The organism is Micromonospora cremea (genome assembly GCF_900143515.1).
Lineage (GTDB): Bacteria > Actinomycetota > Actinomycetes > Mycobacteriales > Micromonosporaceae > Micromonospora > Micromonospora cremea.
Map to the genome: position 1 here is coordinate 4,067,899 of NZ_FSQT01000002.1, position 26,858 is coordinate 4,094,756.

Annotated in this window: 24 protein-coding genes; 16 read left to right on the plus strand and 8 right to left on the minus strand. The window is 69.9% G+C overall.

What is annotated here, in order from left to right; translation table 11 throughout:
• The first annotated feature begins 141 nt into the window (after positions 1-141).
• Positions 142-909: a hypothetical protein gene (locus BUS84_RS32610; protein ID WP_143728587.1), complete on the plus strand. Its 768-nt coding sequence runs from the start codon at positions 142-144 to the stop codon at positions 907-909.
• Between the two features lie 15 nt (positions 910-924).
• Here the strand turns inward: BUS84_RS32610 and BUS84_RS32615 are convergent, their stop codons facing one another.
• Positions 925-1,602 (minus strand): DNA alkylation repair protein, encoded by a 678-nt coding sequence (locus tag BUS84_RS32615; RefSeq protein ID WP_208869961.1) that lies wholly within the window; start codon positions 1,600-1,602, stop codon positions 925-927.
• Positions 1,603-1,785: 183 nt separating this feature from the next.
• On the opposite strand from BUS84_RS32615, the gene BUS84_RS32620 reads away from it, so the two are divergent.
• Both BUS84_RS32620 and BUS84_RS32625 read left to right on the plus strand, forming a co-directional pair.
• A complete protein-coding gene (locus tag BUS84_RS32620) occupies positions 1,786-2,376 on the plus strand; it encodes a TetR/AcrR family transcriptional regulator (protein WP_074319273.1) in 591 nt (196 codons plus the stop codon).
• Between the two features lie 18 nt (positions 2,377-2,394).
• Positions 2,395-3,381: a zinc-dependent alcohol dehydrogenase family protein gene (locus BUS84_RS32625; RefSeq protein ID WP_074319274.1), complete on the plus strand. Its 987-nt coding sequence runs from the start codon at positions 2,395-2,397 to the stop codon at positions 3,379-3,381.
• 172 nt (positions 3,382-3,553) lie between these two features.
• Here BUS84_RS32625 and rph read toward each other — a convergent pair whose 3' ends face one another.
• On the minus strand, positions 3,554-6,151 hold the full coding sequence (gene rph / locus BUS84_RS32630) for a rifamycin-inactivating phosphotransferase (protein ID WP_074318225.1): 2,598 nt from the start codon (positions 6,149-6,151) through the stop codon (positions 3,554-3,556).
• Between the two features lie 568 nt (positions 6,152-6,719).
• Between rph and BUS84_RS32635 the strand changes: the two genes are divergently transcribed.
• The 5 genes from BUS84_RS32635 to BUS84_RS32655 all read left to right on the plus strand — a co-directional run bounded on the left by BUS84_RS32635 (position 6,720) and on the right by BUS84_RS32655 (position 9,459).
• Complete coding sequence (locus BUS84_RS32635) at positions 6,720-7,286, plus strand: alpha/beta fold hydrolase (RefSeq protein ID WP_074318226.1); 567 nt, start codon at positions 6,720-6,722, stop codon at positions 7,284-7,286.
• Between the two features lie 63 nt (positions 7,287-7,349).
• Positions 7,350-7,931 carry a hypothetical protein gene (locus tag BUS84_RS32640; RefSeq protein WP_074318227.1) on the plus strand — a complete coding sequence of 194 codons (582 nt, stop codon included), beginning with the start codon at positions 7,350-7,352 and terminating at the stop codon, positions 7,929-7,931.
• Between the two features lie 171 nt (positions 7,932-8,102).
• On the plus strand, positions 8,103-8,312 hold the full coding sequence (locus tag BUS84_RS32645) for a hypothetical protein (RefSeq protein ID WP_074319275.1): 210 nt from the start codon (positions 8,103-8,105) through the stop codon (positions 8,310-8,312).
• Positions 8,313-8,376: 64 nt separating this feature from the next.
• The gene (locus BUS84_RS32650) at positions 8,377-9,189 is read left to right on the plus strand and encodes a rod shape-determining protein (RefSeq protein ID WP_084757679.1); all 813 of its coding nucleotides are present in this window, start codon (positions 8,377-8,379) and stop codon (positions 9,187-9,189) included.
• 27 nt (positions 9,190-9,216) lie between these two features.
• Positions 9,217-9,459 carry a cation:proton antiporter regulatory subunit gene (locus BUS84_RS32655; protein WP_074318229.1) on the plus strand — a complete coding sequence of 81 codons (243 nt, stop codon included), beginning with the start codon at positions 9,217-9,219 and terminating at the stop codon, positions 9,457-9,459.
• Positions 9,460-9,509: 50 nt separating this feature from the next.
• Here the strand turns inward: BUS84_RS32655 and BUS84_RS32660 are convergent, their stop codons facing one another.
• The 3 genes from BUS84_RS32660 to BUS84_RS32670 all read right to left on the minus strand — a co-directional run bounded on the left by BUS84_RS32660 (position 9,510) and on the right by BUS84_RS32670 (position 12,398).
• Positions 9,510-9,839 carry a TraR/DksA family transcriptional regulator gene (locus BUS84_RS32660; RefSeq protein WP_084757684.1) on the minus strand — a complete coding sequence of 110 codons (330 nt, stop codon included), beginning with the start codon at positions 9,837-9,839 and terminating at the stop codon, positions 9,510-9,512.
• Positions 9,840-10,410: 571 nt separating this feature from the next.
• Positions 10,411-11,883 (minus strand): hypothetical protein, encoded by a 1,473-nt coding sequence (locus tag BUS84_RS38440; RefSeq protein ID WP_159451097.1) that lies wholly within the window; start codon positions 11,881-11,883, stop codon positions 10,411-10,413.
• Positions 11,880-12,398: a SigE family RNA polymerase sigma factor gene (locus BUS84_RS32670; RefSeq protein ID WP_084757887.1), complete on the minus strand. Its 519-nt coding sequence runs from the start codon at positions 12,396-12,398 to the stop codon at positions 11,880-11,882. The genes BUS84_RS38440 and BUS84_RS32670 overlap by 4 nt, the downstream gene beginning before the upstream one ends.
• A 334-nt stretch (positions 12,399-12,732) precedes the next feature.
• Between BUS84_RS32670 and BUS84_RS32675 the strand changes: the two genes are divergently transcribed.
• Positions 12,733-13,704, plus strand: a complete 972-nt coding sequence (locus BUS84_RS32675) for an NAD(P)-dependent alcohol dehydrogenase (RefSeq protein ID WP_074318231.1) — start codon at positions 12,733-12,735, stop codon at positions 13,702-13,704.
• A 113-nt stretch (positions 13,705-13,817) separates the two neighbouring features.
• Here the strand turns inward: BUS84_RS32675 and BUS84_RS32680 are convergent, their stop codons facing one another.
• The gene (locus BUS84_RS32680) at positions 13,818-14,240 is read right to left on the minus strand and encodes a hypothetical protein (RefSeq protein WP_074318232.1); all 423 of its coding nucleotides are present in this window, start codon (positions 14,238-14,240) and stop codon (positions 13,818-13,820) included.
• Between the two features lie 282 nt (positions 14,241-14,522).
• Here BUS84_RS32680 and BUS84_RS32685 point away from each other — a divergent pair, with 282 nt between their 5' ends.
• A complete protein-coding gene (locus BUS84_RS32685) occupies positions 14,523-15,113 on the plus strand; it encodes a hypothetical protein (RefSeq protein WP_208869777.1) in 591 nt (196 codons plus the stop codon).
• Between the two features lie 57 nt (positions 15,114-15,170).
• On the opposite strand, the gene glnA is transcribed toward BUS84_RS32685, so the two are convergent.
• The gene (glnA, locus tag BUS84_RS32690; protein ID WP_074318233.1) at positions 15,171-16,595 is read right to left on the minus strand and encodes a type I glutamate--ammonia ligase; all 1,425 of its coding nucleotides are present in this window, start codon (positions 16,593-16,595) and stop codon (positions 15,171-15,173) included.
• Positions 16,596-16,845: 250 nt separating this feature from the next.
• On the opposite strand from glnA, the gene BUS84_RS32695 reads away from it, so the two are divergent.
• Both BUS84_RS32695 and BUS84_RS32700 read left to right on the plus strand, forming a co-directional pair.
• Complete coding sequence (locus BUS84_RS32695) at positions 16,846-18,036, plus strand: MFS transporter (protein WP_074318234.1); 1,191 nt, start codon at positions 16,846-16,848, stop codon at positions 18,034-18,036.
• Positions 18,037-18,222: 186 nt separating this feature from the next.
• Positions 18,223-18,852 carry a VOC family protein gene (locus BUS84_RS32700; RefSeq protein ID WP_074318235.1) on the plus strand — a complete coding sequence of 210 codons (630 nt, stop codon included), beginning with the start codon at positions 18,223-18,225 and terminating at the stop codon, positions 18,850-18,852.
• 33 nt (positions 18,853-18,885) lie between these two features.
• Here BUS84_RS32700 and BUS84_RS32705 read toward each other — a convergent pair whose 3' ends face one another.
• A complete protein-coding gene (locus BUS84_RS32705) occupies positions 18,886-19,269 on the minus strand; it encodes a DoxX family protein (protein WP_074318236.1) in 384 nt (127 codons plus the stop codon).
• 196 nt (positions 19,270-19,465) lie between these two features.
• Between BUS84_RS32705 and BUS84_RS32710 the strand changes: the two genes are divergently transcribed.
• The 4 genes from BUS84_RS32710 (at position 19,466) to BUS84_RS32725 (ending at position 26,822) form a co-directional block, all read left to right on the plus strand.
• Positions 19,466-20,395 carry an RNA polymerase sigma-70 factor gene (locus BUS84_RS32710; protein ID WP_074318237.1) on the plus strand — a complete coding sequence of 310 codons (930 nt, stop codon included), beginning with the start codon at positions 19,466-19,468 and terminating at the stop codon, positions 20,393-20,395.
• 84 nt (positions 20,396-20,479) lie between these two features.
• On the plus strand, positions 20,480-23,293 hold the full coding sequence (locus tag BUS84_RS32715) for an AfsR/SARP family transcriptional regulator (protein ID WP_084757685.1): 2,814 nt from the start codon (positions 20,480-20,482) through the stop codon (positions 23,291-23,293).
• 113 nt (positions 23,294-23,406) lie between these two features.
• Positions 23,407-23,931, plus strand: a complete 525-nt coding sequence (locus BUS84_RS38445) for a sigma-70 family RNA polymerase sigma factor (RefSeq protein ID WP_159451098.1) — start codon at positions 23,407-23,409, stop codon at positions 23,929-23,931.
• Positions 23,932-24,068: 137 nt separating this feature from the next.
• Positions 24,069-26,822, plus strand: a complete 2,754-nt coding sequence (locus BUS84_RS32725; protein WP_074318238.1) for an AfsR/SARP family transcriptional regulator — start codon at positions 24,069-24,071, stop codon at positions 26,820-26,822.
• Positions 26,823-26,858 lie beyond the last annotated feature (36 nt).

The window sequence follows — 26,858 nt, forward strand, 5'->3', positions numbered from 1 at the left end:
AGTTCGAGCACTCCGTCTATCCACCGAGTGGCGATAGAGATCATGAGTTCCGTTCCATGCGCCGCCGCCCGCGCGGATCGAATTGTCGAGGCAGAGGCCGAGTGCCGCTGGACCTTTCCAAAGCCGCCTACCATGTGGGCTATGACACGTCGAGCCGCGGTGGCCGGCATTTCTGCAGGAATACTGCTCCTACTGTGCTGGTCGGTTGGCGCGCGGACGGGAAACGAACCCGCCCCGGCGCCGACCATCAGCGCGGAGGCCGCCGCTACGGCCAGCGCGATCGACCTGCTGTGGGCAGGTACGGAGTTCATCGATCAGACGAGCTTTCGCGTCGACGCCGACATCGCGAGTCAGGTCATAACGCTGTCGCACACCGACAACGTCAACAAGCGCGCCGATGCCACGATTTCGGCATTCGGTAAGGTCGCTGAGATCCGGATGATCGACAATGAGGTCTACATGAAGTCCAACCTGGACCTTCCGGGTGTCGGCCACGAATGGATGACCCTCGACCCGGCCCGGGTGCCGTCAAATTTCGCCATCAGCTTCGCCCGGGGAAAGAACGACCCTGGCGGCTCGGCCCGCCTCATCAACGCGATCGTCACCGCACGAGCAGACGGCTCTCAGATCACCGGGACGATCGACGTGACCCGGATCGACGCCGGCAACGGGATCAACTTGCGTCCCGGTCCAGATGGCACGTTCTCCGACAGCGCGCGCAGCCACGCGTTCAGCGCAACGCTGGATGCCGAAGGCCGGTTGGTGATCTTCTTGATGCCAGCCGCCGATGGGCTGCCGAGCGCGTCTCTTCGCTACAGCGACTTCGGTGCAGCTATCGACGTCGTGCGGCCGCAAGGAGCGGTCGTCGCCCCCGACGCCCTCTATCCCCAGCTTGGCTTCAGCGACTGAGACCGGTTGACAGGTTCAATTCGAGCGCGAACCGTCCTCATCGTGCTGGCGGCGCACCATCTCGCCGATCCAGGTGGGCGCGAACGGAGACGTGCAGCCCGGGGGAGTCGGGTAGTCCTTGAGCACCTCCAAGCGCTCACCGATGTCGATTACGCGGGCGCGGTGCTCGGCGTGCTCGATCCCGATCTGAGCCAGGCAGTGGTTCATCGCCCACTGCAGGCGATCCGGGGCGTCCTTCATCTCCGCCTCGATGACGTCGAGCAGCGCTGGAAGGTCGAGGCCCTCCGGCTTCTTCGTCACGCGTTCGGTGGTCAGCGCCCAGCCGGCACTCGCGACCACCGGGTCCGGATCGGCGGACCAGGCCAGGCGCAGCTCTTCGGAGTGCGGGTTCTTCTTCACCACGTAGTTCACGAGCCAGTCGTGCACCTTGGGTGTGCGCGCCTCGCGCAACATGGCGTCCAACTCGTCACGCGCGAACGCCTTCGGCCGGCAGATCAGAATCGCCAGCAGTCTCGCCGCGGTGTCACCCGTCGCCCAGAGCCGGCCTGCGAGGTCCTGCTGCGTCTTCAGCCGCTTCGCGAGCGCGCGCAGCTTGCCGAGGTTCACACCGTGATCGTCACCGTGTTTCTCGTTCACCTGGCGTGCCTTCGGGTCCTCAAGCTCGGCCAGCTCGGCCATCACCTCGGCCACCATCGTCTCGGTCAACGTCGTCCCGGCCACCTCAGCCTCCTGTCCATCACGCGCGAGATGCAGCCTACGACGGAGGCCGGCCACCTGTCGTACACGCCGATTTCGCGCCGAGGCCTGTGGGGTAGGACACTCACTGGCAGCCCTTAATCGAACGAACTAGTCTGTTCGATTAAGGATGTGAGGGGCATGGTGACGCAGGCTCGCCGGACCAAATCGGTGCAGCGCATCCTCGACGCCGCAGCCGAGCTGTTCTACACACATGGTCTGCGTGGTGTCGGGGTGGACGAGGTCGTGGCGGCGTCCGGGGTGTCGAAGTCGACGCTCTACGTGCACTTCCGTTCCAAGGACGATCTGGTCGCTGCCTACCTCACTGCGACGGACGAGTCGTGGATAGGGCAGTTGCAGGCCGCCGCCGAGCGCGCCGGTGTTGCTCCGGTCGAACAACTCGTCGGGTTGTTCGACGCGCTGCTGGACGCGTTCGACCGGCACGGCTTCTTCGGCTGCCCGTTCGTCAGCGCGGCCGTGGAGTCCCCGATCGGGTCACAGGCCCGGGCGATAACCCTCGCCCACACCGCCCGTCGCCAGGCCTGGATCACCGGGCTGTGTGAGCGGTCCGGGGCGTCGGAGCCAGCCCGACTCGCCAGCCATCTCGGTCTGCTCATCGACGGTGCGATGACGCGTGGACGGCTTGAGCAGGACCGCTCGGTCGTGCAGGACGCCAAGGAAGCTGCCCGGGCGGCAATTCAGTCAAGTAGCGTCCCCGTGGCGCCTCGATAACGGGAAGTGTGGAAGGTCATGCGTGCTGCAGTGTTGCGAGAGTTCGGCGTCCCGCTGGAAGTCGACGAGATCGACCAACCCACCGCCCGCGTCGGTCAGGTGCTCGTGCGGGTCGTCGCCAGCGGGGTCAACCCCCTCGACACGAAAATCCAGGCAGGTAAGGCCCCGCACGCCCGTATCCAGTTGCCCGCGGTGCTCGGCCTGGACCTCGCCGGCGTTGTGGCAGCTGTGGGCCCGGACGTGACCGGCTTCGAGCCGGGGGACGAGGTGTACGGGCTCGGCGGTGGTGTGGGCGACCTACCGGGCTCGCTGGCCGAGTACGCCGCCGTGGACGCGCGGTTGCTGGCACGCAAGCCGCGGACGCTCTCGATGCGTGAGGCAGCCGCGCTGCCGCTTGCGGCGATCACCTCCTGGGAGGGGCTGGTTGACCGGGCCGGGGTCCGCACCGGGCACAAGGTGCTGGTACACGGCGGTGCCGGCGGCGTCGGTCACGTGGGTGTCCAACTCGCCCGGGCGCGAGGCGCCGAGGTGTACGCGACGGGCGCCCCGACGAGCATGGGAGCGATCGAGAGCCTCGGCGCCGTGCCGATCGACTACACCTCGACCAGCGTCGAGGAGTACGTGGAGAGGTACACCGCGGGCGAGGGCTTCGACATCATCTCCGACAACGTTGGCGGCGCGACACTCGACGCGTCGTTCGCGGCGGTGCGTCCCTATCACGGGCACGTCGTCAGCGCGCTGGGCTGGGGGTCGCACTCGCTCGCGCCGCTGTCGTTCCGTGGCGCAACCTATTCCGGGGTGTTCACCCTCCTTCCGATGCTGACCGGGCGCGGCCGCGAACACCAGGGCGAGATCCTGCGCGAGGTTGCGGCGTTGGCCGACGCCGGCGCACTGCGTCCCCGACTGGACCCACGCCCGTTTACGCTCGACACGGTCGTGGATGCCCACCGGCTGGTCGCCGACGGCGCCAGCGACGGCAAGGTCATCGTCGACATCGACGGCTGAGCGAGACCGCCCCAACGGTGCGGGATCAACTGCACCGTTGGGGCGAAGCCGAGCGCAGGGGCCGTTCCAGCCGTCGTGCCAACGCCGAAGCGCCTCGGAAAGGCCGGCTCGGCCCCTGCTCAGCGTTGCTGTGGGCCGGAAGCTACGAACAGCCCTCTCGGTCGGTCGTGAGTCAGGACAGGATCTGCACGTACCCGTCGGTTCCGTGCACACGAATCCGCTGCCCGTCCCGGATCAGCTTGGTCGCATGCTCCACACCGACGACGGCGGGTAGGCCGTACTCCCGGGCGACCACCGCCCCGTGGGTCATGAGGCCGCCCACCTCCGTCACCAACCCCTCGATCGCGACGAACAGTGGTGACCAGCTCGGGTCGGTGTAGGCGGTGACCAGGATGTCGCCTGGTTCGAGATCGGCCTCGGCCATGTCCAGGATGACGCGAGCTCTCCCCTCGACGATCCCGTTGGAGACCGGGAGGCCGACCAGCGCGCCCGTCGGCACATCGTCGCGTCGGTACGCCCCGGCGATGCCCTCACCTTCCGACGTGAGCACCCGGGGCGGTGTGAGCGCCTGATACGACCTGAACGCGTCCTTGCGCTGCTGGATGAGCTGGTCGTCCACCTGGTTGCTGCGCGCGACGTCGTGGAGCTCCTGGAACGTGAGGTAGAAGATGTCCTCCTTCTCTGCGAGCACGTTGGCCTGCACGAGGCGCTCGGCCTCTTCCAGCAGGGCCTGCTTGTAGACGAAGTAGCGGCTCACGATGCCGTACTTCGGGTACTCCCGATAGCCGATGAAGGTCCGGACCCGGTCGATCATCCGCTTGGCCTCGTCGGCTCTCCGCTCCCCGTCCGGCAGGGCCCGCAGGCGTTCCAGCAGGTCCTCTTGCTTCTTCTGCGCCTCCTGGCGTCCTTGCTCGAAGCGCCGCTCGGCGGCGCCCGGCTCGAAGAGCTTGATGTTGTCGAGGATCAGCGGCACGAGCGTGGTGGGGCGTTCGCTCCAGCGCGGCCTCGTGATGTCGATCTCGGCGACGCAGCGCATGCCGTACCGGTCGAGGTAGGCCTCGATGGCGTCGCGTGCTTCGGTCCCGCCCGCGAGCTTCGGCAGCTCGTCAAGGAAGCCGTCGTCCTCGACGCCCTGCAGGAACGACACCACCTCCGGGTGCGGGCGGATCACGTCCGCGACGTCGAGCAGCGCCAGTCCCATCTCTGACGTGATGTTGCCGGGGGCGGACAACGTGAGGGTGTCGGCCGCATTCTTCTCGCCCAGCCATTCCTGCAGCTGGTCGTTGAGCCACCAGGTGGCCTCCATCCCCGCCATGATCGCCTGCATGTTCAGCGGATCGCCGAGGACTCGCTTGTGCTCCTGGAAGGCCTCCAGCAGGAAGTCGAACAGCGCCGGTCCGGTCTTCGTCCGGATGTCACGTCGCAGGGCGGCGACGGATGCCTGGCTGCGCTCGATCAGCTCGGTGACGATGGCCGGATCGTTCTCGATCGGGGCGGACGCGCGGCTGGGCGGCGGCCCTGCTGGACCCTGATCGGGGAGCGTCGGGAGGAAGTTGCCGCGGTCGATGATGGTTTCCAGCGCGTCCCTGATCAGCGGATCGCCTCTTCCCACCACCTCCAGGAGGCCGGCGCGGCTCGCGGGTGAGGCCAGGCGCCGGGTGACGTCGACGAACAGCCTCCCGCCGGCCTCATGCATCGGCGCCATGGCCGTCAGCTGCCACATGGAGACGCCCAGTGGCTTCATGGGGTCGGTCATCATCTGCTGATGACCAACGGAGACGTAGACGTGGTTCTCCCGGTCGCCGGCCGCGGGGATGGGGAACAGCGTCGTGATCGGCCGGCTCTGCACGATCTGGAAGTCATCGTCGACCAGGCACCATTCGATGTCCTGCGGGCGGCCGAAATGCGCTTCGATCCGCCGACCTAGCTGCACGAGCCGCACGACCTGCGCATCCGTCAGCGCTGGCTGCCCCTGCCGCTCCGAGCTGATCGCCCGTTCCTTCGTCCCGCCGGCCGCTAGGGCCTGGACGGCGAGCCGCTTGGTGGCGATCGCCTTCTCGATGATCTCCCCGTCCCGCACCTTGTAGGCGTCCGCGTTCACCAAGCCGGAGACCAGAGCCTCGCCGAGGCCGAAGCTGGCGTCCACGGTGGCGACCTTCCGGTTGCCCGTGACGGGGTCGGCCGTGAACAGGATGCCGGCCACATCCGGGAAGACCATCTGCTGCACGACCACGGCCATGTGGACCGTTCGGTGATAGATGCCGTTCCGCAGGCGGTAGGTCACTGCCCGCTCGGTGAACAGCGACGCCCAGCACCGGCTGACGGACTGGAGGATCGCCGCCGGCCCCAGGACGTTCAGGTACGTGTCCTGCTGGCCGGCGAAGGAGGCCGTCGGCAGGTCCTCTGCCGTCGCGCTGGACCGGACGGCGTAGGCAGCTCGCTCACCGAGCTGGGTGAGAGCCCGGGTGATCGCCGCCGCCACATCGTCGGGGAGGGCGATCCCCTGGATGGTCCGGCGGAGCTCCGCGCTGAGCGTGCGGATCGCAACCCGGTCGTCCGGGTTCAGGCGCGACAGTTGATCGAGCCGATCGTCGATCGACGGCGCTTCGGCCATGATCCTTCGGAAGGCGTCCGTCGTCACGCAGAAGCCAGCCGGAACGCGGATGTCGTCGATCCGCGATAACGCTCCCAGGTGCGCGCCCTTGCCGCCAACGGTGGCAACCTGTGTCTCGTCGACCTCGTGGAGACCTAGCACGTACTGTTCGATCATCGCGACACCTCCGCGGCAGCCGTCCTCATTTTTCCTCGCCTTACCGTTTGACTGTCGGCCGGTCGCTCCGCCCACACCCGCATCTGCGCGCCGATCGGCCGCAAGCGCACCCCCGATGCCACCAGCGGTTCGACGTCACCGCGTCCCCCATAGGTCGACAACAACCGACGCACGTCGTGCCCCATTTCTTCGTCCGTTCTTGGCTCCGGCCGACGATTCTGCGGCAAGATCCGGGTCTTGCGGCAAGTCCCCCGGTGCGATATACGTTTAAGTGGGAGAACTTCCTTTGTTGTTGTCCGCTGCGGATTGAAGCCGTTCTCGAGAAGCGGTGGCGTGGCGCGCTGGCCAAATCCGGCCGCCGAACCGTCTCGGACGCCGCGCGGACGTCGACCTTCCGGTAGTAGTCAACGCCGAGTGCGGACAGCGGGATGCGCGGTCCGACCCTTGGCTCCAGGCTCGTCGCCGTCGAGCACGTGCCGCACCGTGTAAGGCAGCGCGCGTCAAAGCCACGAGCACCGGCAGCGGGTATCGCGCACGGATCAGCACGACGGCATGGAGGAGGATCGTCATGGCAGGGGCCGGGCAGATCTTGTTCATCCAGGGTGGCGGCGCCGGCGCGCACGACGAATGGGACAACGAGCTGGTCGACAGCTTGAGGCGGGAGCTCGGGGATGGGTACGAGGTCCGCTACCCGCGCATGCCCGACGAGGACGACCCGACCTACGCCAAGTGGAGCGCGGCCATCCGGCGGGAGATCGCGGCCCTGGACGACGGGGCGGTCGTCGTGGGCCACTCAGTGGGCGGGACTGTCCTCATCAACGCGCTCGCCGAGTGGCCACCGGAGCGGGAACTCAAGGTGATCGTGTTGATCGCCGCTCCGTTCGTGGGTGCGGGCGGCTGGCCCGGCGGCGAGTCCGAGCTGCCGCACAACCTCGGCGCGAGGCTGCCGCACGGCGTGCCGGTGCATGTGTTCCATGGACTCCGGGACGAAACTGCTCCACCGTCGCATGCTGACCTGTACACGCGTGTCATCCCGCAGGCGCAGCTGCACCGGCTGCCCGGACGCGATCACCAGCTGGACAATGACCTGAGCGAGGTGGCGAAGGTGATCGAGCTTGCCACCCCCGGGCCGTAGTGGCCGCGCAAGGGCTCTCACCTTTCAATGTCTCGCCTGATCGGGCCCGTACGATCTCCGCTCATGGGCAGCAGCTACCAAACCGTCCTCGCCACGGGCAATCTCGTCGACGTCCGGGCTGCGGTTGCGATGTCGCAGCAGATGGCCATGATCATCCCGGTCGCCGAGGGGCGGTGGGCGGTCGTGCCGGTGCAGGAGGACGGCATCTATGCCGAAACCGAGGACCTGGCGGAGCTGCTGAGCCTTGCCCCGGGCAGCATGGCAGCCTCGTTTGACGTGTTCGACTCCGATGTCATGGTGGCCAAGCTGTTCCGCGATGGTCGTAGCTACCACGAGTACCTGTCTGATCAGGCTTACCTCGTAGAGACATGGGACGACGACGACAATGAGATCCTGTTCGACCTACTCGGCCGACCGTACCCGCCGGGCGCGAGCCCGCCGTCGGGTGCCTATGGTGCCGATCCCGCCATGTTCGGCGCGCTCGGCGTCGAGCCGATCGATGAAGCGGAGCTGGGCGTCGCGCTCAGTCGGTCGGGGCTCAGGGCCGAGGAGCAGCATCACGCGATCCTGCACGCGCTGAATCTCGATTGCGGTCCGCTGGCGATGTCCTTCGAGGAGGCTGCCGCATCGGGTTTGGGCGTCTAGGCCAATCTCCACGTCGGCAGAGTGCCCGATGCACCGGTCGCTGTCGATGTAGCTGGCGTCAAACCCACGTTGTCGCTGGCGCATCACATCGCACCCGACGCTGGCGTAGGTGGCTGCGAGTCACTGGCGCGGATGTGGTCGACACGCTGGGCGACGGCTATGGTTTGCGGCATGCACGATGGGCGCACTCTTCGGCGCGTCGGCGAGCGCATGCCGCTGCCGACGATGCTGGTGCTTGCCGTGGTCGTGATGGTGCTCTCCGCCACCCGGTCGATCGGGCTGTGCATTGTGTTCCGCTCTGCACGGCGGGCGATCCCCGGTTGCGTGCCTGCCTGGTCGGCGGATCGCGCACCGCCGCACCACGCGCGCGCCATCGCCTGACCCACTCGCCCGGCTCACGCCGGTCCCCGCCTGGGAGCATCATGCCCACTTCGTGCCTGTACGCATGCCCGCATTCACCCTCAACACGTGCCGCCACCCCGACGCTCGGGCGGTGCACATGCTGACCCCCGGCGCGTACGCCCGCCCGGGCGTACGGCATCCTCTCGCTCTCGATCTGGGCACGTCGACCGTGCGGTTGTGGAGCCCGATCCGCGGCACGGTCGTCACCGCACCCGCCGTCATCGCGCCGGGACCGTCCGGGCGGCACGTCGTCGGTCGTGCCGCGCTCGATGCGGTCGCCTCCGCCGGCGGGAAGCCGACGTGGCCGGTTCGGGACGGCGTGGTGGACAACTTCTTCGCCTGCGTGTACCTGTTGCGTGTTCTCAGCGCCGCCACCGGCCGGCCCCGCGATGACGAATCCCCGGTTCTGGTCGGCGTCCCGGCCACCGCCACGGTCCGGCAGAAGAACATGCTGATCGCGGTGGTGCGCCGGGCTACTGGTGGGCGGGTCGCCGCAGTCGAGGAACCACTCGCGGCGGCGCTTGCCTGCCGTCCCGGTCCCGACTGCGGCGACGTACTGGCCGTGGACATCGGTGACGGGCGTACCGAGGTCGCCCGCATCACCGACGGGACGGTCGTAGCCGCCGAACGCGCGGACGTGACCAACACCGTCGATCAGATCCCGGCGATCGTCGCCTGCGTGCGACGCCTGAGCGCCGGACCGCAACGGGTCCGGCGGCTGCTGCTAACCGGCGGCGGTGCCACTCATCCGGATGTCGCCGCCCGGCTGGCCGCCATGACCGGGCGCGCGGTGAGCGTGCCCGCCGAACCACGCCTGGCCACGCTCGCCGGCCTGCGCCTGCTGCTGACCCGCTGAGCCACTTCCGCCGCCTCAGGAGTCGTCATGAATGTCGAACTGACCCCGCTGCCCGGTATCGGGGTACGCCGCATGTTCACCACCGCCGAAGGCCGCCGCGTCGGCGTGGTCACACACCGTCCCGGCGGCCGGCGAGATCTCGTCTATGAGTCCCACGACGATCCCGACGCCACCTGCTGTCTGACCTTGACCCGCTCCGAGGCCCTGGCCCTCGCCGGGCTCCTGGGCATCCTCGACGTCGTCACCGTCGCAGAACCATCCTGCACGTAACGGCGTGCGGCTGCCGTGCCGCCTGCGCGGCACGGCAGCCACATCGGGCGTCACCCGTTGTGCTTCTCCTGGCACGGCACGCAGAAGCGAGCGTGCGGGAGAACCTCGAGCCGCTCCGCCGGGATCCTGTTGCGGCACTTCTCGCAGGCGCCGTAGGTGCCGTCGGTGATCCGGCTCAGCGCATTGGTGATCTGCTCGATGTTGCGCCGGGTGGCCACCAGCAGCGCGGCCCGGTTGTGGGCCTCGCTGGGGTCGCCGGTGTCCGCGTTGAGCTCGGTCAGTTCCCGCAGCCGAGCCGTCTGTGTGGCGAAGTCGTCCGCCAAGGACGCTCGCAGATCAGCCAGCCATTTCTGGTCGACAGTTCGATGATCGATGCTCATGGTCTGCCCTTCAAAAGGAACGGGAAAAAGAAAAAGGGCCGAAGCTTGAATAGCTTCGCCCTGGCGGTCGTTCTGAGATGCAACGATTCCGCGGGAGGGCCTCGGCCGGTTCGCGCCGGGCTCGACAGCCTGTGCGTGGGCGCGATGTGCGGCGTGCGGACAACCGGCACCCGCATCCCGGGCATACGGCGCGCCGCCGTCGCCACGCGGACAGCGCCGGGTGCCGCCACCTCAGTGACGGCAGGCGAGCGGAACGTCACCGGCGGCATGCCTCCACCATAGGGCGATGACTGCCCTAAAGCCAACGCCCACGGTGGGGCCTCCGCGTCCCGCCTGAGCGCTCTGGAGCCTGTCGATCGGGCGCGCGTCTAGCCGCAGCGGGTCTCCTGGACGAGGACGACTGAGTCAGGCGCAGCCGCCTGAGTCGTCCACAGCAACGGCGACAGTAAACCGCCCGCCCTGGATTCGACGAGAACGGCCCCGGAGCGCGTTTCCGCAGTTCACGGGGCCGTTCCCAGATCTGCTGGCAGGTAGCGGATTCGAACCTCTACCGCGTCGGCTCAGGTGCTGGCTACCACCCGGTGACCAGGGGTTCGTTGAAGATGTGCTCGCCCTGGGCCGGCTCCCGCAGAGGTGCTGATGCCAGGACCGTGCCGTCGCGGGCCAGGGCGCGCAGGGTGACTTGCGCGCCGACGGCGATCGTGAGTACGGCCGCACCGCTTCGGACGTCCGCACTCGCCCGTGTGGCGCCGTCGGTGACCACGTCGACGCGTGCTGCCCCCGGTGGTGGAACGACCAGCAGTTGGTCCGTCAGTACGCCGCGCCCGCCGGAGACAGCTGGCACCCGGACGGCGGCCAACGTCGCCGAGGTGGTCACCGCCGTTGTGACCAGCGAGCCTTCGGCGCCGCTGGCGGCGTTTTCCTCGGCGTCGTTCGACGTGGTGTCACCGGGCTTCGCAAGTGCCAGCACGCTTCCCTCGGCACCCACGTGCAGCACCAGAGGGCCGGTGCCCGAGGCCGGGCCGATGACGGCTGCCTCCGGTTGGCCGTTGCTGTCCAATCGCCCGGACCAGCGGACAACCGGATCCGGGCCAGGCGGCAGGCCGGTCATGTCCATCAGGTTGCGGTAGGAGACGCCACCCCACCGCTCGGCCCGCCAGGCGTCCATTCTCCTGGAGGTGTCCCCGCCAGGCAGGGCATCAGCGAGCTCGGTCGGCTGGTACCGGCCGCCCTCGCCACGGATGACAACGCTGCTGTGGCCCACCGGCCCTTCTACGCGGACCTGCCCTTCACACTCCACCCGCCACCAGCCGCGAACCCGCGACGCGTCCAGACGGACGTAGTCACCCGTGGGCGACGGTTGCCACTGCCGCCGTGGTACACCGTCCGCGCCCACCACGGCCGCATCCGCCAGGGAGACGACGCAGCCGGCCGGAGCGAGACCCAAAAGTCCCTGATCCTCCGGCCCACGAGGGTCGTACGAGGCATCGAGCACGCTGAACGGCTTCACCCGTACGTTGACGGATCCGTTGAAGATGCGGACCGACTGCTGAGGCGGGGTGCCGACCGGAACCTTCAGTTCAACCAGGGCGGCGGAGCGGTCGGAATGGTAAGCGGCGACCAGTTGCCGGAACCCGGCCGATTCGTCGGCGTAGAGCACCTTCACCTCCGGCAGCGACTTGGACATCCGCAGATCGGCCCGGTCGCGGTCGAACAGCCTGGTCAACTCGTCGATCAGTTTCTGATCTCCGGCCAAGCTCCCTCGTGTCGGTGAGTTGATCAGCCGCCACTCCCAGTCCGAGGTCACCGGATATCCCTCGACCACCCGGTCGTCCTCCCGCTCCTGGCCGTCGGAGCCGGCACCGAGAGCGACCGGGCCGAGCACCACCGTGGCCAGCAAGCCAGACACTGCCGTGACCAGGCCAGCGAGCCGGCGACGCTTCCGCCGTCGCGCGTGACGCAGCAATCGGCCGTACGGGTCCTCATCCGGCACCACCGGCTCCACGATCCGTGCCAGCCCGGCACGCAGCTCGTCCACGCTCATGCCCGCTCCCTCATCAACTCACCCCGGACGGCCGGCCGAGCAACCGGCGCCAACCGCAGCACCTCACGCATCCGGGCCAGACCGCGCGCCGCCTGGCTCTTGACCGTCCCGACCGAACATCCCATCGTCTTCGCGATTTCAGCCTCGGAGAGGTCCTCCCAATACCGCAGTACCAGCACCGCCCGCATCCGTACGGGCAGCCGGTCCAAAGCCGCCTGCAGTTCGTCTCGGACGACGACCGCTTCGGTGGAATCCGGGCGGGACCGGTCCGGCACGGCAGCGGTGAGCAGCTCACGCAACCCGAGCCGCCGCCACCGGCTGGTCCGCTCGTTGACCATCACTCGCCGCACGTACGCCATCGGCTCATCGACTGTGCGCCAGTGCCGCATCGCCTTGAGCAGGGCATCGTGCACGAGGTCCTGCGCCGTGTCCCGAGTACCGGTCAACAGGTACGCCGTTCGCAGCAGGTCGCCGTAGCGCACTTCGACGAACTCCCGGAAATCGGCGTCATCCACACGCCGCCCCATCACCATTGCCGCCCATCCTGCCGCTCCCCTCATCAGCGCTGTCACCCGAGACGACGCGGAAGGAGGGCCAAAGGTTGAGAGGGCTCGACGGACAGCGCTTCAACGCTGACGTATTCCGCCAACGCTGAGGCGAGCGCGCCCGCGAGCGCCCGAGGCCTACTGTCGGGGTCGGGTGCCGGCGCGAGCGGATGCCGCTGGGCCAGGTAGCACGCGATTTCGATGGCGGATGACCTGCGGGGCAAGCACGGCTGCTGCCCAGCTGGGTGTTCGGCGTTCCGCTCGACGACGTGTTCCAGTACCCCGACTCCATGGAGGAGCAGTCATGAAAGCGATCGTCCACGACGTGTACGGCCCGGCTGACGTACTCGAACTTCGCGACATCGACAAGCCCTCGATCGGCGACGACGAGGTGCTCGTCGAGGTACGCGCCGCCGGGGTGGACCCTGGCGTATGGATTTTCATGACTGGCCGGCCCATGGCCGTGCGCCTCGCGGTCGGGTTGCGCCGGCCCAAGGTGGCAGTGCTCGGTCGGGCCGTCGCCGGGGTGGTGGCGGCGGTCGGAGCGAGCGTCACCCGTCTGCACGTGGGCGATGAGGTGTACGGCACCTGCGAGAGCGGCTCGTTCGCCGAGTACGCGATGGCGCGGCAGCACCGACTGGCACCCAAGCCGGCCAACCTCACCTTCGATCAGGCGGCGGCGACGGCCATCTCGGCGGTGACGGCGCTGCAGAGCATCCGCGACGCCCGGGTGCAGGCCGGACAGCGGGTGCTGATCACCGGCGCGGGCGGGGGCGTCGGGTCGTTCGCCGTCCAGCTTGTCAAGGTTTACGGCGGAAGCGTGACCGGCGTCTGCAGCACCTCGAAGATCGAGCTGGTGCGTTCGATCGGCGCCGACGATGTCATCGACTACACCCGGTACGAGATCGACCGCGACGGTGCGCAGTACGACGTCATCATCGACACCGCAGGCAACCGGCCGTTGTCGTTGCTCCGGCGCGCACTCGCACCACGCGGGACGATCGCCCTTGTCGGAGGCGGGCACGCCGAGGGCCGAATCATGGGCGGCTTCCAGCGCCAGATGGCCGCACCGTTGATCTCGCTGTTCATGACCCAGCGACTGTGTGGCGTGACCGCCCGCGAACGCCACGAGGACCTCGAGGAATTGACGTCGCTCATCGAGTCGGGCTCGGTCACCCCGGTCATCGACCGCGTCTACCCCCTCGCCGACACCCCTGACGCGATCCGTTACCTCGCCGAGGGTCACCCGGCCGGCAAGGTGGTCGTCAGGGTTTAGCCCGAGGGATGGATCCGTCGAACGCGACCAGCGTCAGCAGGCCGTCGGTGCCGGAGACTGGCCTGCATGGTCGAGTTGGTTCGCTGCGTCGCCGAACTGACCAAGACTCCAGTTCACGCTCTGACCAACCCGGTTCGTCGACGTACAACGGCCAGCCAGACGGCTACGCCCACGCACATGGTGGCCAGCAGGGGCAGGAGCACCAGGGCGGGGTTGACCCATGCCGGGACGAGGTCAAAGGTGGCGTTGCACTTGTTGTGCAGGGGGAACCATCGTGAGGGCTCTTGCCAGTGGGCGGAGCGGTAGGCGCCGTCGTAGGTGGCGCCGGCCGAGTGGCAGGACTCCTCCGCGTTCATGAAGGCACCGGAGAAAGCGCCGCGGAACCATGTGATGGCGGTGGCGGCGACCCATAGCGCCGCTGTTCCGAGGAACCAGCCCGGGGTTTTCCATCGGCCGGTGTACAGGGGCCTGCCCCACAGCCACAGCACGAGCAGGGCGGGTATGGCGAGGCAGAGGGACGTCGTGATGAGACCCATGCTTACGTTGCCATCTCCCTCGGTTGGTTCCCCGGCGTTGCGAGGGAAGCCACGTCTTTCCAGTCGCCGCCCGACGCGCCATCAACGCTTGATCATCCACGAGCAGGCCCCTCGTCACTGAACCGGTCTCGAGTTAGTTCGTCGGCCTTCGACGTCGGGTCTGGCTTGACGGTTGGGCGTGTGTGAAATCCGCCGGTGTGGGGCGGCGAAGATGCTTCAATCAGACCAAAGCGAACGTATGCCTACAACGCGGCTGAAGCCTGCCTCATCGAGGAGCCCGGAATGCAGATGACCGCCACCGACAACCACGCCGTCGCCCAGGCGGTGCACGACATCGGATCTGCCCTCTGGTTCGGCGGGACCGTGATGGGCGTCGCCGGAGTGAACAAGTCGGGCAGCGACCTGCGGGATGGCATCGACCGCATCCGGGTCGCCGAGTCGGCGTGGGGCCGGTTCGGGCCAGTGCAGTGGCTCGGCATCGGCGCCACCCTGCTCGCCGGGGCGCAGCTGGCCCGGATGGGTGGGCGGCGCATGGCGTTGCAGAAGGGTTTCGGGACGGTGGGGGCCGTCAAGGCCGGGCTGGCGGTCGCCGGCGCCGCGGCCACCGCGTACGCCGCCTACAGCGGAAGCAGGATCGGCCGGCTCGCCGAGGAGGCGCACCAACGCGGTGACAAGGTCGAGGTACGTGACGCGACGCTGTCGACGCCGGAGACTCCGTCCGAGATCGCTCGCTGGCAGCGGAGGCAGCGGCTGGCCCAGTACCTGGTGCCGGTGCTCGCCGGGGCGAACATCGCCTGCGGCTCGTACCTCGTCCAGTCGTACCGGATGGGGGCGACCGGCAAGGGCGTGCTCCGGCGGCTGCTGCCGGACTGAGCCGTCGCCAGCCCTGCGCGGGCGCGACCCGCTGCGGCTGCTCCAGGTCTGGTCGGGTCAGCAGTCGAAGTAGAGGGCGAACTCGTGCGGGGTCGGGCGCAGCACCATGGGTTCGACCTCGTTGGCCCGCTTCCACTCGACCCAGGTGGAGATCAGGTCGGGGGTGAAGACGCCGCCGTCGAGCAGGTAGTCGTGGTCGGCCTCGAGCGAGTCGAGCACCGCCGGCAGCGAGCCCGGCACCTGCTTGACGTCGCCCCACTCCTCGGGTGGGAGGTCGTAGAGGTCCTTGTCGATCGGCGTGGGTGGTTCGATTTTGCTCTTGATGCCGTCCAGGCCGGCCATCATCATCGCCGAGAAGGCCAGGTAGACGTTCGCTGACGGGTCCGGGACGCGGAACTCGACGCGCTTGGCCTTCGGGTTGGCGCCGGTGACCGGGATGCGGGTGCAGGCCGAGCGGTTGCGTTGGGAGTAGACCAGGTTGACCGGTGCTTCGAAGCCGGGCACGAGGCGGCGGTAGGAGTTGATCGTCGGGTTGGTGAAGGCCAGCAGCGACGGGGCGTGGTGCAGCAGGCCGCCGATGTACCAGCGGGCCATGTCGGACAGGCCGGCGTAGCCGGTCTCGTCGTAGAACAGCGGTTCGCCGTTGAGCCAGAGGCTCTGGTGGGTGTGCATGCCCGAGCCGTTGTCACCGAACAGTGGCTTGGGCATGAACGTGGCGGTTTTGCCGTTGGCCCAGGCTTCGTTCTTCACGATGTACTTGAACAGCTGGAGTTGGTCGGCGGCGTGCAGCAGCGTGGAGAACCGGTAGTTGATCTCGGACTGGCCGGCGGTGCCGACTTCGTGGTGTGAGCGTTCCACGGTGAAGCCGGAGTCGACCAGGCGGCGCACGATCGAGTCGCGTAGGTCGGCGTAGTGATCGACCGGGGGGACGGGGAAGTAGCCGCCCTTGTAGGCGGTCTTGTAGCCGCGGTTGCCGCCGGGCTCCTCGCGGCCGGTGTTCCAGGCGCCCTCGATGGAGTCGATGTAGTAGAACGACTGGTGCGCGGAGGTTTCGTGGCGGATGGAGTCGAAGATGTAGAACTCGGCTTCGGCGCCGAAGTAGGCGGTGTCGGCGATGCCGCTGGCGGCGAGGTACGCCTCGGCTTTCTTGGCGACGTTGCGGGGGTCGCGGCTGTAGGCCTCGCGGGTGAACGGGTCGTGGATGAAGAAGTTCAACGCGAGGGTCTTCTGCGCCCGGAACGGGTCGATGAACGCGGTGGCGACGTCCGGGAGCAGGAGCATGTCCGACTCGTGGATCGCCTGGAAACCGCGGATCGATGAGCCGTCGAACGCGAGGCCGTCGGTGAACAGGTCGTCGTTGACGGACTCGACCGGCAGGTTGAAGTGCTGCATCACGCCGGGCAGGTCACAGAAACGAACGTCGACGAACTTCACGTCCTCGTTCTTGAGGTATCGCAGCAGTTCCTCGGGATTGGCGAACACACGTCCTCCCGGAAGGTGTAGTCCGATCGTGGGCCAGACCGGCGGCCGTACCTGACCCGGTCGGCGCACCCATTACCCGACCGTACGACGACTCGCGGGACCACCGTCGCCCATCCGCCCATCCGCCCGGCCACACCAGCGGGTGAAAGAGCGTGCATGCGACCGAGCACACCGGGTACGCCGCTGCCGGCCCTACACCTAGCAGGGTGTCCAGGTCTGACCGCTTCCAGCGCAGCCGAGGAGCACCGACATGAGCATCGCGGGGCGGGCACGACTCTCGCCGAGGGCCTCCCTGGTGCTGCTCGCGTCGATTCTCGTGTCGTTCCTGGCCGCGTCGGCAGCCCCGACCCCGCTCTACGGGATCTACCAGGAGCGCTGGCACTTCTCGCCGGTCACGACCACCGTGGTGTTCGCCGTCTACGCGCTGGCGGTGCTGGCGTCGCTGCTCACGTTCGGCAAGCTGTCCGATCATGTCGGCCGCCGTCCGGTCCTCGCCGTCGCGATCGTGGTGCAGATGGTCTCGCTGGTCATCTTCGTCTTCGCCAACGGCGTACCCACGCTGCTGGCCGCCCGTCTCGTGCAGGGGCTCGCGGCCGGCGCCGCCACCGGCGCCGTCGGTGCCGCCATGCTCGACATCGACCGCGCCCGCGGCACGCTGGCGAACTCGATCGCCCCTGGCATCGGGACCGGTAGCGGTGCTCTGCTCTCGGCGCTGCTCATCCAGTTCCTGCCCGCGCCGACGCGGCTGGTGTACGTCGTCCTTCTCGTGATCCTGCTGATCCAGGCCGTCGGGGTCGCGCTGATGCCGGAGACGGTCACGCGGATGGCGGGAGCGCGACGCAGCCTACGGCCGGACATCGAGCTGCCCCGCTCCGTGCGCGGGCCGGTACTGGTCGTCGTTCCGGTGCTGTTCGCGGTCTGGGCGCTGGCCGGCTTCTTCGGGGCGCTCGGCCCGGCGCTCGTGCGCGCCCTCATGAACACGTCGATCGTGGTTGGCGGTCTGGTCCTCTTCGTCTTCGCCCTCTTCGGGTCGATCGCCGTCGTGTTACTGCGGAACACCGCCGCGCGGACCGTGATCCTGACCGGGATCGGCGCGCTGATCCTGGGCATGGTCGTCACGTTGGTGTCGGTCATGGCCGAGTCCGTCCCCGGATTCTTCGTCGGGCTCGCGCTCGGGGGCGTCGGCTTCGGTGCCGGTTTCCAGGGCAGCCTCAAGACGATCATGCCGCTGGTCGAGGCGCACGAACGCTCCAGCGTGCTGTCCGTGCTCTACGTCGTCTGCTACGTCGGCTTCGGCCTCCCCACCGTGATCGCCGGCTTCCTCGTGGTCTACGCCGGCGGCGTGCCTCGGACCGCCGACGAGTACTCCGTCGCCGTCATTCTCCTCGCCCTCATCGCTCTGCTCGGAGTGCGTAGGGCGACGAGGGTGTCGCCCGGCTGATGCCGGGAACGAGGCACCCGGGTGGGGCGCAGCCAGTAGCGTGGTGATCGAGCTGGCATCGCTCGCGGGAGCGGTGGCTCGCGTGCCGATCCCGGGAGTTCGGCCGTCGTCGCGGCACGCCGGCCAGGAAATCCACGAGTACGCCGGGCGAGCCCATGGCGCCGCACTCAATCCAGGGAGGCCGCGATGAGCCCGAGGGGTGCCCAGAGCGACGCGAGTGGACCGTCGAGCGTCGAGACCCTCGACGTGAAGCTCGAGGTGATCGTCGTCCCGGTGTCGGATGTCGACCGCGCGAAGGAGTTCTACGGGCGCCTCGGCTGGCGGCTCGACCAGACACCGCCTGGGGTGGTCCAGTACACGCCGCACGGCTCCGGATGCTCGGTGCAGTTCGGCCCGGAGCTCACCTCGGCGGCGCCCGGTTCGGCCACGGCGTACCTGATCGTGTCCGACGTCGAGGCGGCCCGGAACGCCCTGGTCTCTGCCGGTGTCGAGGTAGGCGACGTCTTCCACGCCAGCCCGAACGGCCCGGTCGACGGGCTGGATCCCGAGCGGCGCAGCTACTTTTCGCGCGCCACGTTCCGCGATCCGGACGGCAACACCTGGTGGATGCAGGAGATCACGACCAGGCTTCCCGGGCGCATCGAGGGGGGCGTGACGTCGTTCGGCTCCGCGAGCGACCTGGCGAGCGCGATGCGGCGCGCGGCCGCCGCCCACGGCGAGCACGAGGAGCGCACCGGCGAGAGGGACGAGAACTGGCCCGACTGGTACGCGACGTACATGGCGAGCGAGCAGACGGGGGCGAAGCCGCCCGAGTGAGCCGTGACGACGCGAGGCGTCCGACCGGTCCGGTCAGCCTGTGAAGGACCCGGGGCCGAATCGGCCCCAGGCCACGTACGCGGCCAGGGCGAGATACGCCAGGTTCAGCAGGACGAACCTGGCGTCGCCGTCGCGGAGATGCGTGATCATCGCGCCAACCATCAGCAGCACCCAGCAGACGGCAGTCACCGGCACCAACACCGGTGCGATGTCGAGCGCGGCAGGCAGGATCAGGCCAACCGCGGCCAGGAGTTCGAGGATCCCGAGGGTCCTGACGAAGCCGACGCTGGCGTGTTCGGTCCATCCACCGCCCGGGGCCGCGGCCAGTTTCTCCTTGGGTACGAACGTCTTGCTGATGCCGCCGAGCAGGGCGACCATGGCCAGCAGTCCGGCAGCGATCCACAGAGTGAGGTTCATGCGGTTTCCTTAGTGGTCGGCGGCTCTGGTCCCGAAGCCGGAGCCGGGATGGGGTCGACCAGGAGATGCCGCGGGCCCGATCCCTGTGACACCTCGGGCCGGGTGACGGCCGTCACGAACGCCTGGTGTCACAGGAGGTGATGGGCCGGCGTCTCGTGAGCGACGCAGTCGGGACCGAAAGCGACAGGAGCGACCCATGGTCAGCACAATTCCGGACGCCGGGAGCGCAGCCACGCGGGAGGATCGCCGGCCGGACCCTGCTACCGACGCATTCGTCACCCATCGCAACCTGCTTTTCACCGTCGCGTACGAGATGCTCGGCTCTGCCGCCGACGCCGAGGACGTCCTCCAGGAGACCTGGCTGCGGTGGGCGGACGTCGATCTCGACACGGTGCGGGACCAGCGCGCGTACCTGGTCCGGATCGCCACCCGCCAGTCACTCAGCCGGCTGCGTACGCTCGGCCGCCGCAAGGAGTCCTACGTCGGCTCCTGGCTCCCCGAGCCCCTGCTGACCACGCCCGACGTCGCCGAGGACATCGAGCTGGCCGAGAGCGTCTCGATGGCCATGCTGCTGGTGCTGGAGACGCTCGCTCCGACCGAGCGGGCGGTGTTCGTACTGCGCGAGGTGTTCGATCTGCCCTACGACGAGATCGCCGAAGCCGTCGACAAGAGCTCGGCCGCGGTCCGCCAGATAGCCCACCGGGCACGGGCACACGTGGCCGCGCGCCGGCCGCGCGGGGTGGTTTCTCCGGCCGAGACCAAGGGCGCGCTCGAGGCGTTCCAGCGGGCGGTCGAGACCGGCGACGTGCAGGGCCTGCTCGACATCCTCGCGCCGGACGTGGTGCTCCTGGGTGACGGTGGCGGAGTCAAACAGGCCGTGCTGCGGCCCATCGCCGGAGCCGGCAAGGTGGCGCGGCTGATGGCCTCCAAGAAGACCAGGATCGCCGCCACGTCGCTGCAACCGGCCCAGGTCAATGGCTACCCTGCGCTGGTTCTGCGGCTCGACGGCGAGATCGACACGGTCATCGCGCTGCGCATCGACGACGGGCTCATCACCGGGCTCTACGCCGTGCGCAATCCTGAGAAGCTGTCGCACATGCAGGCTGAGATCGCCCTGCGTCGCTGAGTCCGTGCCCCTCGAAAGGAGCACCAGCATCCCTGCCTGCGGCCGCACGGTCCGGGTGGCGGTCGGCCGGTTACCGTTGCCGGTGTGCGGGCGGAGGCGGGCGAGACGATCGGGTTCTCGGTGCTCGGCTCGATCAGGGTCGTCCGCGCCGGCGCCGAGCTGCACCTGGGCGCGCGCCAACAGCGCCTGGTGCTCGCGTTGCTGCTGGCCCGGGCCGGTTCACCGGTCTCCCTGGCCGAACTGGTCGACCTGCTCTGGGACGAGGAGGCCCCGCCCAGCGCCGCGAACGTCGTGCACCGCCACGTCGGGGTGCTCCGGCGGCTGCTCGAGCCCGGCCTGCCCAACCGGTCGGCGGGCCGGCACATTCTCCGGGAGCTCTCCGGCTACCGGCTGCGCGCCGACGAGGAGTCCCTTGACCTGCTGAAGTTCCGGTCGTTGAGCCGGCTGGCGGGCCGGAGCCTGCAGGACGGCGACCCGGAGTCGGCGCTGCGGCATTCCCTCGACGGGCTGCGGCTGTGGCGCGGCCGGTGTGCCGCGGGCCTGGAACCGGCCTCCCGCCTGCATCCCGCGTTCCTCGCCGTGGAGGCCGAACGCGCCGAGGCCGTGCGCGAGGCCGCCGACGCCGCCGAGCGCTGCGGCCGGATGAGCGCCGTGCTGGCGCCGTTGCGGCAGGCTGCCGAGCAGCATCCGCTCGACGAGTCGCTGCAGAGCCGGTTGCTGCTGGCGCTCGCCGCCGACGGCCGCCAGGCGGAAGCCGTCGAGATGTACCGGATGGTGCGCCGCCGGCTCGCCGACGACCTGGGCATCGATCCGGGTGAGGAGCTGCGGGAGGCGTACGACCGGCTGCTGCACCAGCGCACCCGGCCGGTGCGTACCGAGTCGCGGTCGTCCCTTCCCCGGCCCGCGCAGTTGCCGCCGGACCTGCCCTTCTTCAGCGGCCGGGACGACCTCGTCGCCGAGGCCCGCGCGGCGGTCGCGCGCCCGGGCGGTCCGGCAGTGCTCGCGATCGACGGCATGCCCGGGATCGGCAAGACCGCCCTCGCCGTCCACCTCGCCCACGAGTTCGCCGCCGGCTACCCGGACGGGCAGCTGTACGTCGACCTGCGCGGATACGACGGGCGCGAGCCGGCGATGAGCCCGGCCGAGGCGCTGCGTGGCTTCCTCGGCTCGCTCGGGGTGCCGCAGGAGGGCATCCCCGCCGAGCTGCACGCCCAGGCTGGCATGTACCGCAGCAGCCTCGCCGGTCGGCGCCTGCTGATCGTGCTCGACAACTGCCGGGACGCCGAGCAGATCCGGCACCTGCTGCCGGGCAGCCCCGGCTGTCTGGCGATCGTCACCAGCCGCAGCCGGCTCAGCAGCCTGCTGACCACGGCCGGCGCGCACCCGTTGCCGGTCGGTCTGCCGAGCCTCGACGAGGCCCGCGCGGCGCTCCTGCGGCCGCTCGGCGCCGGCCGTGTCACGGAGGATCCGGCCGCGATCGACGCCATCATCGCCAGCTGCGGGCGGCTGCCGCTCGCGCTGGCCGTGGTGGCCGCCCGCGCGGCGAGCCTGCCGCTGACGCCACCGGCGCAGATCGCCGCCGAGTTGGCCCGAGCACCCGGCAGCCTGGACGGCTTCGACGGCGACGACCCGCAGACCGGCCTGCGTGCGGTCTTCTCCTGGTCCTACCAGGCACTTTCCGCCCCGGCGGCCCGGCTCTTCCGGCTGCTGCCGATCCATCCCGGCCCCGACATCTCGATCGCCGGGGCGGCCGGCCTGGCCGGCGTCCCGCTGCGGACCGGGCGGGCGCTGATCGGCGAGCTGAGCCGCGCGCACCTGATCAGCGAGGAACTGCCGGGCCGCTACCGCACCCACGACCTGCTGCTGGCCTACGCCACGGAGCTCGGCGAGGAGAACGACAGCCCGGCGGAGCGCGCCGCTGCGGAGCTGCGTTGCCTGCAGTTCTACCGGGCCACCTGCTATCAGGCGCACCGACAGTTGCTGACCTCCGAGCACCACCCGATGATCGAGCCGGGGCCGGGCGAGACCCCGCTGCGCTTCGCCGGCCACGGCGAGGCCATACGCTGGTTCAGCGCCGAGCGGCAGGTCCTGATCGCGCTGGTCGGCCGGGCCGCCCGGCACGGCTGGCACACCGAGGCCTGGCAGCTCGCCCTGGGCATGCAGCATTTCTTCGACCGCACCGGCAGGTGGGCCGACTGGACGGCCACCGGCGAGGTGGCCCTCGATGCCGCCCGGGCGGGCCGCGACCTGGTCGGGCAGGCCCGGATGCATCGCAGCCTGGCCGGGGCGGCGTACTTCCGGCGCGAGCACGAGACCGCGGTCGAGCATCTTGACCAGGCGCTCGAGTTGCTCGCCCGGCTCGGCCTGCACGACGAGCTGACCCGGGCCACGATCAACCGGGTGATGATCCTGGCCGCCCAGGGGCGACACGAGGAGGTCGTCCGGACGCTCTCCGCGGTGCTGGGGCCATGGGCGGCCGAGGACGACAAACTGTTCGCGGACGCCTTGGTGATCATGGCCGCGAGCAACGCCGAACTGGGCCGGGAGGACGAGGCCGTGCGCTGCGCCGAGCAGGCGATGGCGCTGTCACGCGGAGCGCAGTACAGCCTGGGCGTAGCGGAGGCGTGGGAGGTGCTCGGCCAGGTGCGTTCCGCCCGCCGGGAGTTCGGCGAGGCGGTCGACTGCTGGCGCGAGGCGGCCGTCGCGTACCAGGAGGCCTCGGCGTCGGCCCCCGCCGCGGAAGTGCTGGCGCTGCTCGGCGACGCCCTCGCCGCCAGTGGCGACCAGGAGGCGGCGGTACGGGCGTGGCAGGAGGCGTTGGCTCTGATGCCGTACGCGCAGACCCGGACCGGACGGCGGCTGACCGGCCTGCTCGCGGCGGTCACGTCGCGTCCGTGACCGGTTGCGATCGGCGACGGCACTCGATCCGCACTAACGCGTCAGTCCATTGGCGGCGGGCGTCCCTAGGCTCATGCCTCGTTCACCGTTGCTCCTGCCTGTGGGGAGGTGCCGTGCTGCGGGCACTCGACGAATCACCGGCCGGCCGTGCCGAACGCATGACCACGCTGCATGCGGACCACGCCCGTGCCGTGCTGCGTCTCCTGCTCGTGCTGACCCGCGGCCAGCGGCAGACCGCCGAGGATCTGCTCCAGGAGACGATGCTGCGGGCCTGGCGGCACCTCGACTCGGTGCCGTCCGAGCCCGATGCCGCCCGTCGGTGGCTCGTCACCGTCGCCCGTCGGCTCGTCATCGACGGCGTCCGGCTGCGGCGGGGCCGCCCGGCCGAGGTGCATCTCGTCGACATGACCTGGATTCCCGCTGGTGACGACACCACGGGCACCGCGCTCGCGTCGTACGCCATCCGGCACGCGCTCGGCCGGCTGAGCCCGGCGCAGCGCAGTCTGCTCTCCGAGGTTTACCTGGTCGGGCGGTCAGCGGAGGAGGTCGCGGGCCGGCTGGGGGTGCCGATCGGCACGGTGAAGTCCCGCACCCACTATGCGCTGCGCGCCCTGCGCACCGGTCTTGATGCGGCCTGAGCTGGGACGACTCCACCGACCGGCGATCCGGCGGCTGAGCCGAAGCTCACACTGCCGCAACACGCGCCCGTCTCGCGGCGTGCGTCCTGCGATGCTCTGGCGATCGTGGCAACCAGCCCCAGACGGATCGCATCACCATGACCAGCCCGCTCTCCTTCGCGGTTCTCGGCCCGGTGCGGGCCTGGCGTGGCCAGTCCGAGATCGACCTGGGCACCCGGCAGCAGCGACTGATCCTGGCGTTGCTGCTCGTCCGGGCCGGCGGCGCGGTCAGCGTTGCCGAGCTCGTCGACCTGCTCTGGGAATCCGACCCTCCGCCCAGCGCGGTCAATGTGGTGCACCGGCACGTCGGGATGCTCCGGCGGCGCTTCGAGCCGGACCTGCCGACGCGGGCAGCGGGCTCGGTACTGATCCGTGACGGCGCCGAATACCGGCTGCGGATCGACGGGGAGTCGCTCGACCTGCTGCGTTTCCGGCGCCTGATCGCCCAGGCCGGTGGCAGCTCCGGCGAGCCGGCCGTCGAGCTCTACCGGGAGGCGCTGGCGCTGTGGCGCGATCGGTGCGCCTCGGGCCTGCAGGCCGGCGGCCGGGCCCATCCGGAGTTCGTCGCCGTCGACGGCGAGCGGTTCGCGGCGGTCCGGGCGACGAGCGACATCGCTCTGCGGGCCGGGTGCGTCCACGCGGTGCTGCCCGCGATCCGGCTCGCCGCCGAATACGAGCCGCTGGACGAGGCACTGCAGGCGCGCCTGCTGCTCGCGCTCGCCGCGGACGGCCGGCGGGCCGAGGCCCTCGCGGCCTATGCCGACATCGAGCACCGGCTCGCCGACGAGCTCGGCATCCAGCCGGGCGGCGACCTGCGCGCAGCCCGGGACAGCCTGTTCGACCACGACGCGCCGGCGTCGACCCGGGCCGAGCCGCCGGCGCAACTGCCGGCCGACCACCCGTTCTTCATCGGTCGTCGCAGCGTCGTGGCCGCCGCGGAGGAGTTGCTGGCCGGAGACGGGCGGACCACCGCGCTGGTCATCGACGGAATGCCCGGCGTCGGGAAGACGACCTTCGCAGTGCACCTGGCCCATCAGCTGGCCGCCCGCTACCCCGATGGGCAGTTGCACGCGGACCTGCGCGGGTTCGATTCCGGCGACTCGGTGATGACACCGACGGAGGCGTTGCGCGGCTTCCTGTGGTCCCTCGGGGTGGCGCCGGCCGCCATCCCGGCCGAACTGCACGCCCAGGCCGGCCTCTACCGCAGCATCCTGGCCGAGCGCCGGATGCTGATCCTGCTCGACAACTGCCGCGACTGGGACCAGATCCGGCACCTGCTGCCCGGCACCGGCGGCAGTCTCGTCATCGCCACCAGCCGCCGCCGGATCACCGGGGTCGCCGGCCAGGCGGGCGCCCACCCGTTGCACCTCGACCTGCTGACCGATGCCGAGGCCCGCGAGCTGCTCACCCGCCGGCTCGGCGACACGGCGGACGCCGACCCGGACGCCGTCAACGAGATCATCGCGCGGTGCGGCCGGTTGCCGCTGGCCCTGGCGCTGGTCGCCACCCGCAGCGTCAGCCGGCCCGGGCTCAGCCTGCCCGCGGTCGCCGATGAGCTGGCCGAGTCTGACGGCCGGCTGGCCGGTTTCGGGGACGCACACGCCGATCTGGCGGCGATCTTCTCCTGGTCCTACCGGGCGCTGACTCCCGAGGCGGCCCGGCTCTTCCGGCTCCTTCCCCTGCACCCGGCGGCGGAGCTGAGCACGGAGACGGCCGCCGCCCTGGGCGGTCTGTCCCCGCGCTCGGCCCGCGGCCTGCTCGCCGAGCTGGGGGCACAACTGCTGGTCCAGCCCGCCGACGGCCGGTGGCGGATGCATGATCTGCTACGCGCCTATGCCGTGGAGCTCGGGGAGGAGCACGACGACGCGGCCGAGCGGAACGCTGCCATCGAGCGGGTCTACGACTACTACCAGCTCACTGCGTACGCGGCGCAGCTGCCCTTGCTGCCGCAGGTGCCGCTGCCTGAGCCGGAGCCGTCCGAGCACGGGGTCACCGGACGCGGCTTCACCGGCCGGGCCGACGCGATGGCCTGGTTCGCCGCCGAGCAGCGGGTACTGACCGACATCGTCGAGCGAGCCAAGGAGCGCGGCCGGCCCCGCACGGCCTGGCGGATCGCGTTGGCCCTGCAGAACTTCTTTCAGGACACCGCGCAGTTCAAGCAGTGGGCGGAAGTCGTGAGCGCCGGTCTCGCGACGACCGGGGACGACCCCGCCGCTCAGGCCCTGCTGCATCGCAGCCTCGCCGGCGCCTGCTACTTCCTGGCCGATCTCGACCGCGGGCTGTCACACCTGCAGCACGCCCGGGCGCTCTTCGACCGGCTCGGCCGGCGTGCCGAGCAGGGCCACGTGGAGAACAACATCGCCGAGATCCGGCTGGACCAGAGGCGCTACCGCGAGGCGATCCGGCATGCCGAGGCCGCGCGGGCGCTCCTTCGCGCCGAGGGCAACGTGCGCGGCGCCACCAACGCCCTGTTGCCCATCGCGCGGGCAAAGGGCTGGCTGGGCCGGCACGCCGAGGCGCTGGGCATGTTCGTCGAGGCGCGGCGCCAGTTCGAGGCCCTCGGCGACCTGCACGGGGTGGGCACCGCCCAGACCTGGCTGGCGCACACGTACTCGATGATCGACGATCTGCCGCACGCGATGGCGACCTGGCAGCAGGCGATCGACACCTTCCGCGGCGCTCGGGCCCCCCACCACACCGCGGAGGTGCTGGTCTCCATCGGCGACTTTCACTCCGCCAACGGCGATCCGGCCCTCGCCGCGCGGGCGTGGAGCGAGGCCCTCGCGGAGCTCGACGGAACGGACTCGCCGATGGCCCGGCGGATCCGCGACCGGCTGCTCTGGCACCGGTGACCCGGACGCGGCGCCGGTGAGGCGCCGCGCCCGGGG

What these genes read in the sequence shown, in the direction of transcription:
- BUS84_RS32610 (WP_143728587.1), top strand. Translation starts at nt 142, where the DNA reads ATGACACGTCGAGCCGCGGTGGCCGGCATTTCTGCAGGAATACTGCTC.
- BUS84_RS32615 (WP_208869961.1), bottom strand. Translation starts at nt 1,602, where the DNA reads ATGGTGGCCGAGGTGATGGCCGAGCTGGCCGAGCTTGAGGACCCGAAG.
- BUS84_RS32620 (WP_074319273.1), top strand. Translation starts at nt 1,786, where the DNA reads ATGGTGACGCAGGCTCGCCGGACCAAATCGGTGCAGCGCATCCTCGAC.
- BUS84_RS32625 (WP_074319274.1), top strand. Translation starts at nt 2,395, where the DNA reads ATGCGTGCTGCAGTGTTGCGAGAGTTCGGCGTCCCGCTGGAAGTCGAC.
- rph (WP_074318225.1), bottom strand. Translation starts at nt 6,151, where the DNA reads ATGATCGAACAGTACGTGCTAGGTCTCCACGAGGTCGACGAGACACAG.
- BUS84_RS32635 (WP_074318226.1), top strand. Translation starts at nt 6,720, where the DNA reads ATGGCAGGGGCCGGGCAGATCTTGTTCATCCAGGGTGGCGGCGCCGGC.
- BUS84_RS32640 (WP_074318227.1), top strand. Translation starts at nt 7,350, where the DNA reads ATGGGCAGCAGCTACCAAACCGTCCTCGCCACGGGCAATCTCGTCGAC.
- BUS84_RS32645 (WP_074319275.1), top strand. Translation starts at nt 8,103, where the DNA reads ATGCACGATGGGCGCACTCTTCGGCGCGTCGGCGAGCGCATGCCGCTG.
- BUS84_RS32650 (WP_084757679.1), top strand. Translation starts at nt 8,377, where the DNA reads ATGCCCGCATTCACCCTCAACACGTGCCGCCACCCCGACGCTCGGGCG.
- BUS84_RS32655 (WP_074318229.1), top strand. Translation starts at nt 9,217, where the DNA reads ATGAATGTCGAACTGACCCCGCTGCCCGGTATCGGGGTACGCCGCATG.
- BUS84_RS32660 (WP_084757684.1), bottom strand. Translation starts at nt 9,839, where the DNA reads ATGAGCATCGATCATCGAACTGTCGACCAGAAATGGCTGGCTGATCTG.
- BUS84_RS38440 (WP_159451097.1), bottom strand. Translation starts at nt 11,883, where the DNA reads ATGAGCGTGGACGAGCTGCGTGCCGGGCTGGCACGGATCGTGGAGCCG.
- BUS84_RS32675 (WP_074318231.1), top strand. Translation starts at nt 12,733, where the DNA reads ATGAAAGCGATCGTCCACGACGTGTACGGCCCGGCTGACGTACTCGAA.
- BUS84_RS32680 (WP_074318232.1), bottom strand. Translation starts at nt 14,240, where the DNA reads ATGGGTCTCATCACGACGTCCCTCTGCCTCGCCATACCCGCCCTGCTC.
- BUS84_RS32685 (WP_208869777.1), top strand. Translation starts at nt 14,523, where the DNA reads ATGCAGATGACCGCCACCGACAACCACGCCGTCGCCCAGGCGGTGCAC.
- BUS84_RS32695 (WP_074318234.1), top strand. Translation starts at nt 16,846, where the DNA reads ATGAGCATCGCGGGGCGGGCACGACTCTCGCCGAGGGCCTCCCTGGTG.
- BUS84_RS32700 (WP_074318235.1), top strand. Translation starts at nt 18,223, where the DNA reads ATGAGCCCGAGGGGTGCCCAGAGCGACGCGAGTGGACCGTCGAGCGTC.
- BUS84_RS32705 (WP_074318236.1), bottom strand. Translation starts at nt 19,269, where the DNA reads ATGAACCTCACTCTGTGGATCGCTGCCGGACTGCTGGCCATGGTCGCC.
- BUS84_RS32710 (WP_074318237.1), top strand. Translation starts at nt 19,466, where the DNA reads ATGGTCAGCACAATTCCGGACGCCGGGAGCGCAGCCACGCGGGAGGAT.
- BUS84_RS32725 (WP_074318238.1), top strand. Translation starts at nt 24,069, where the DNA reads ATGACCAGCCCGCTCTCCTTCGCGGTTCTCGGCCCGGTGCGGGCCTGG.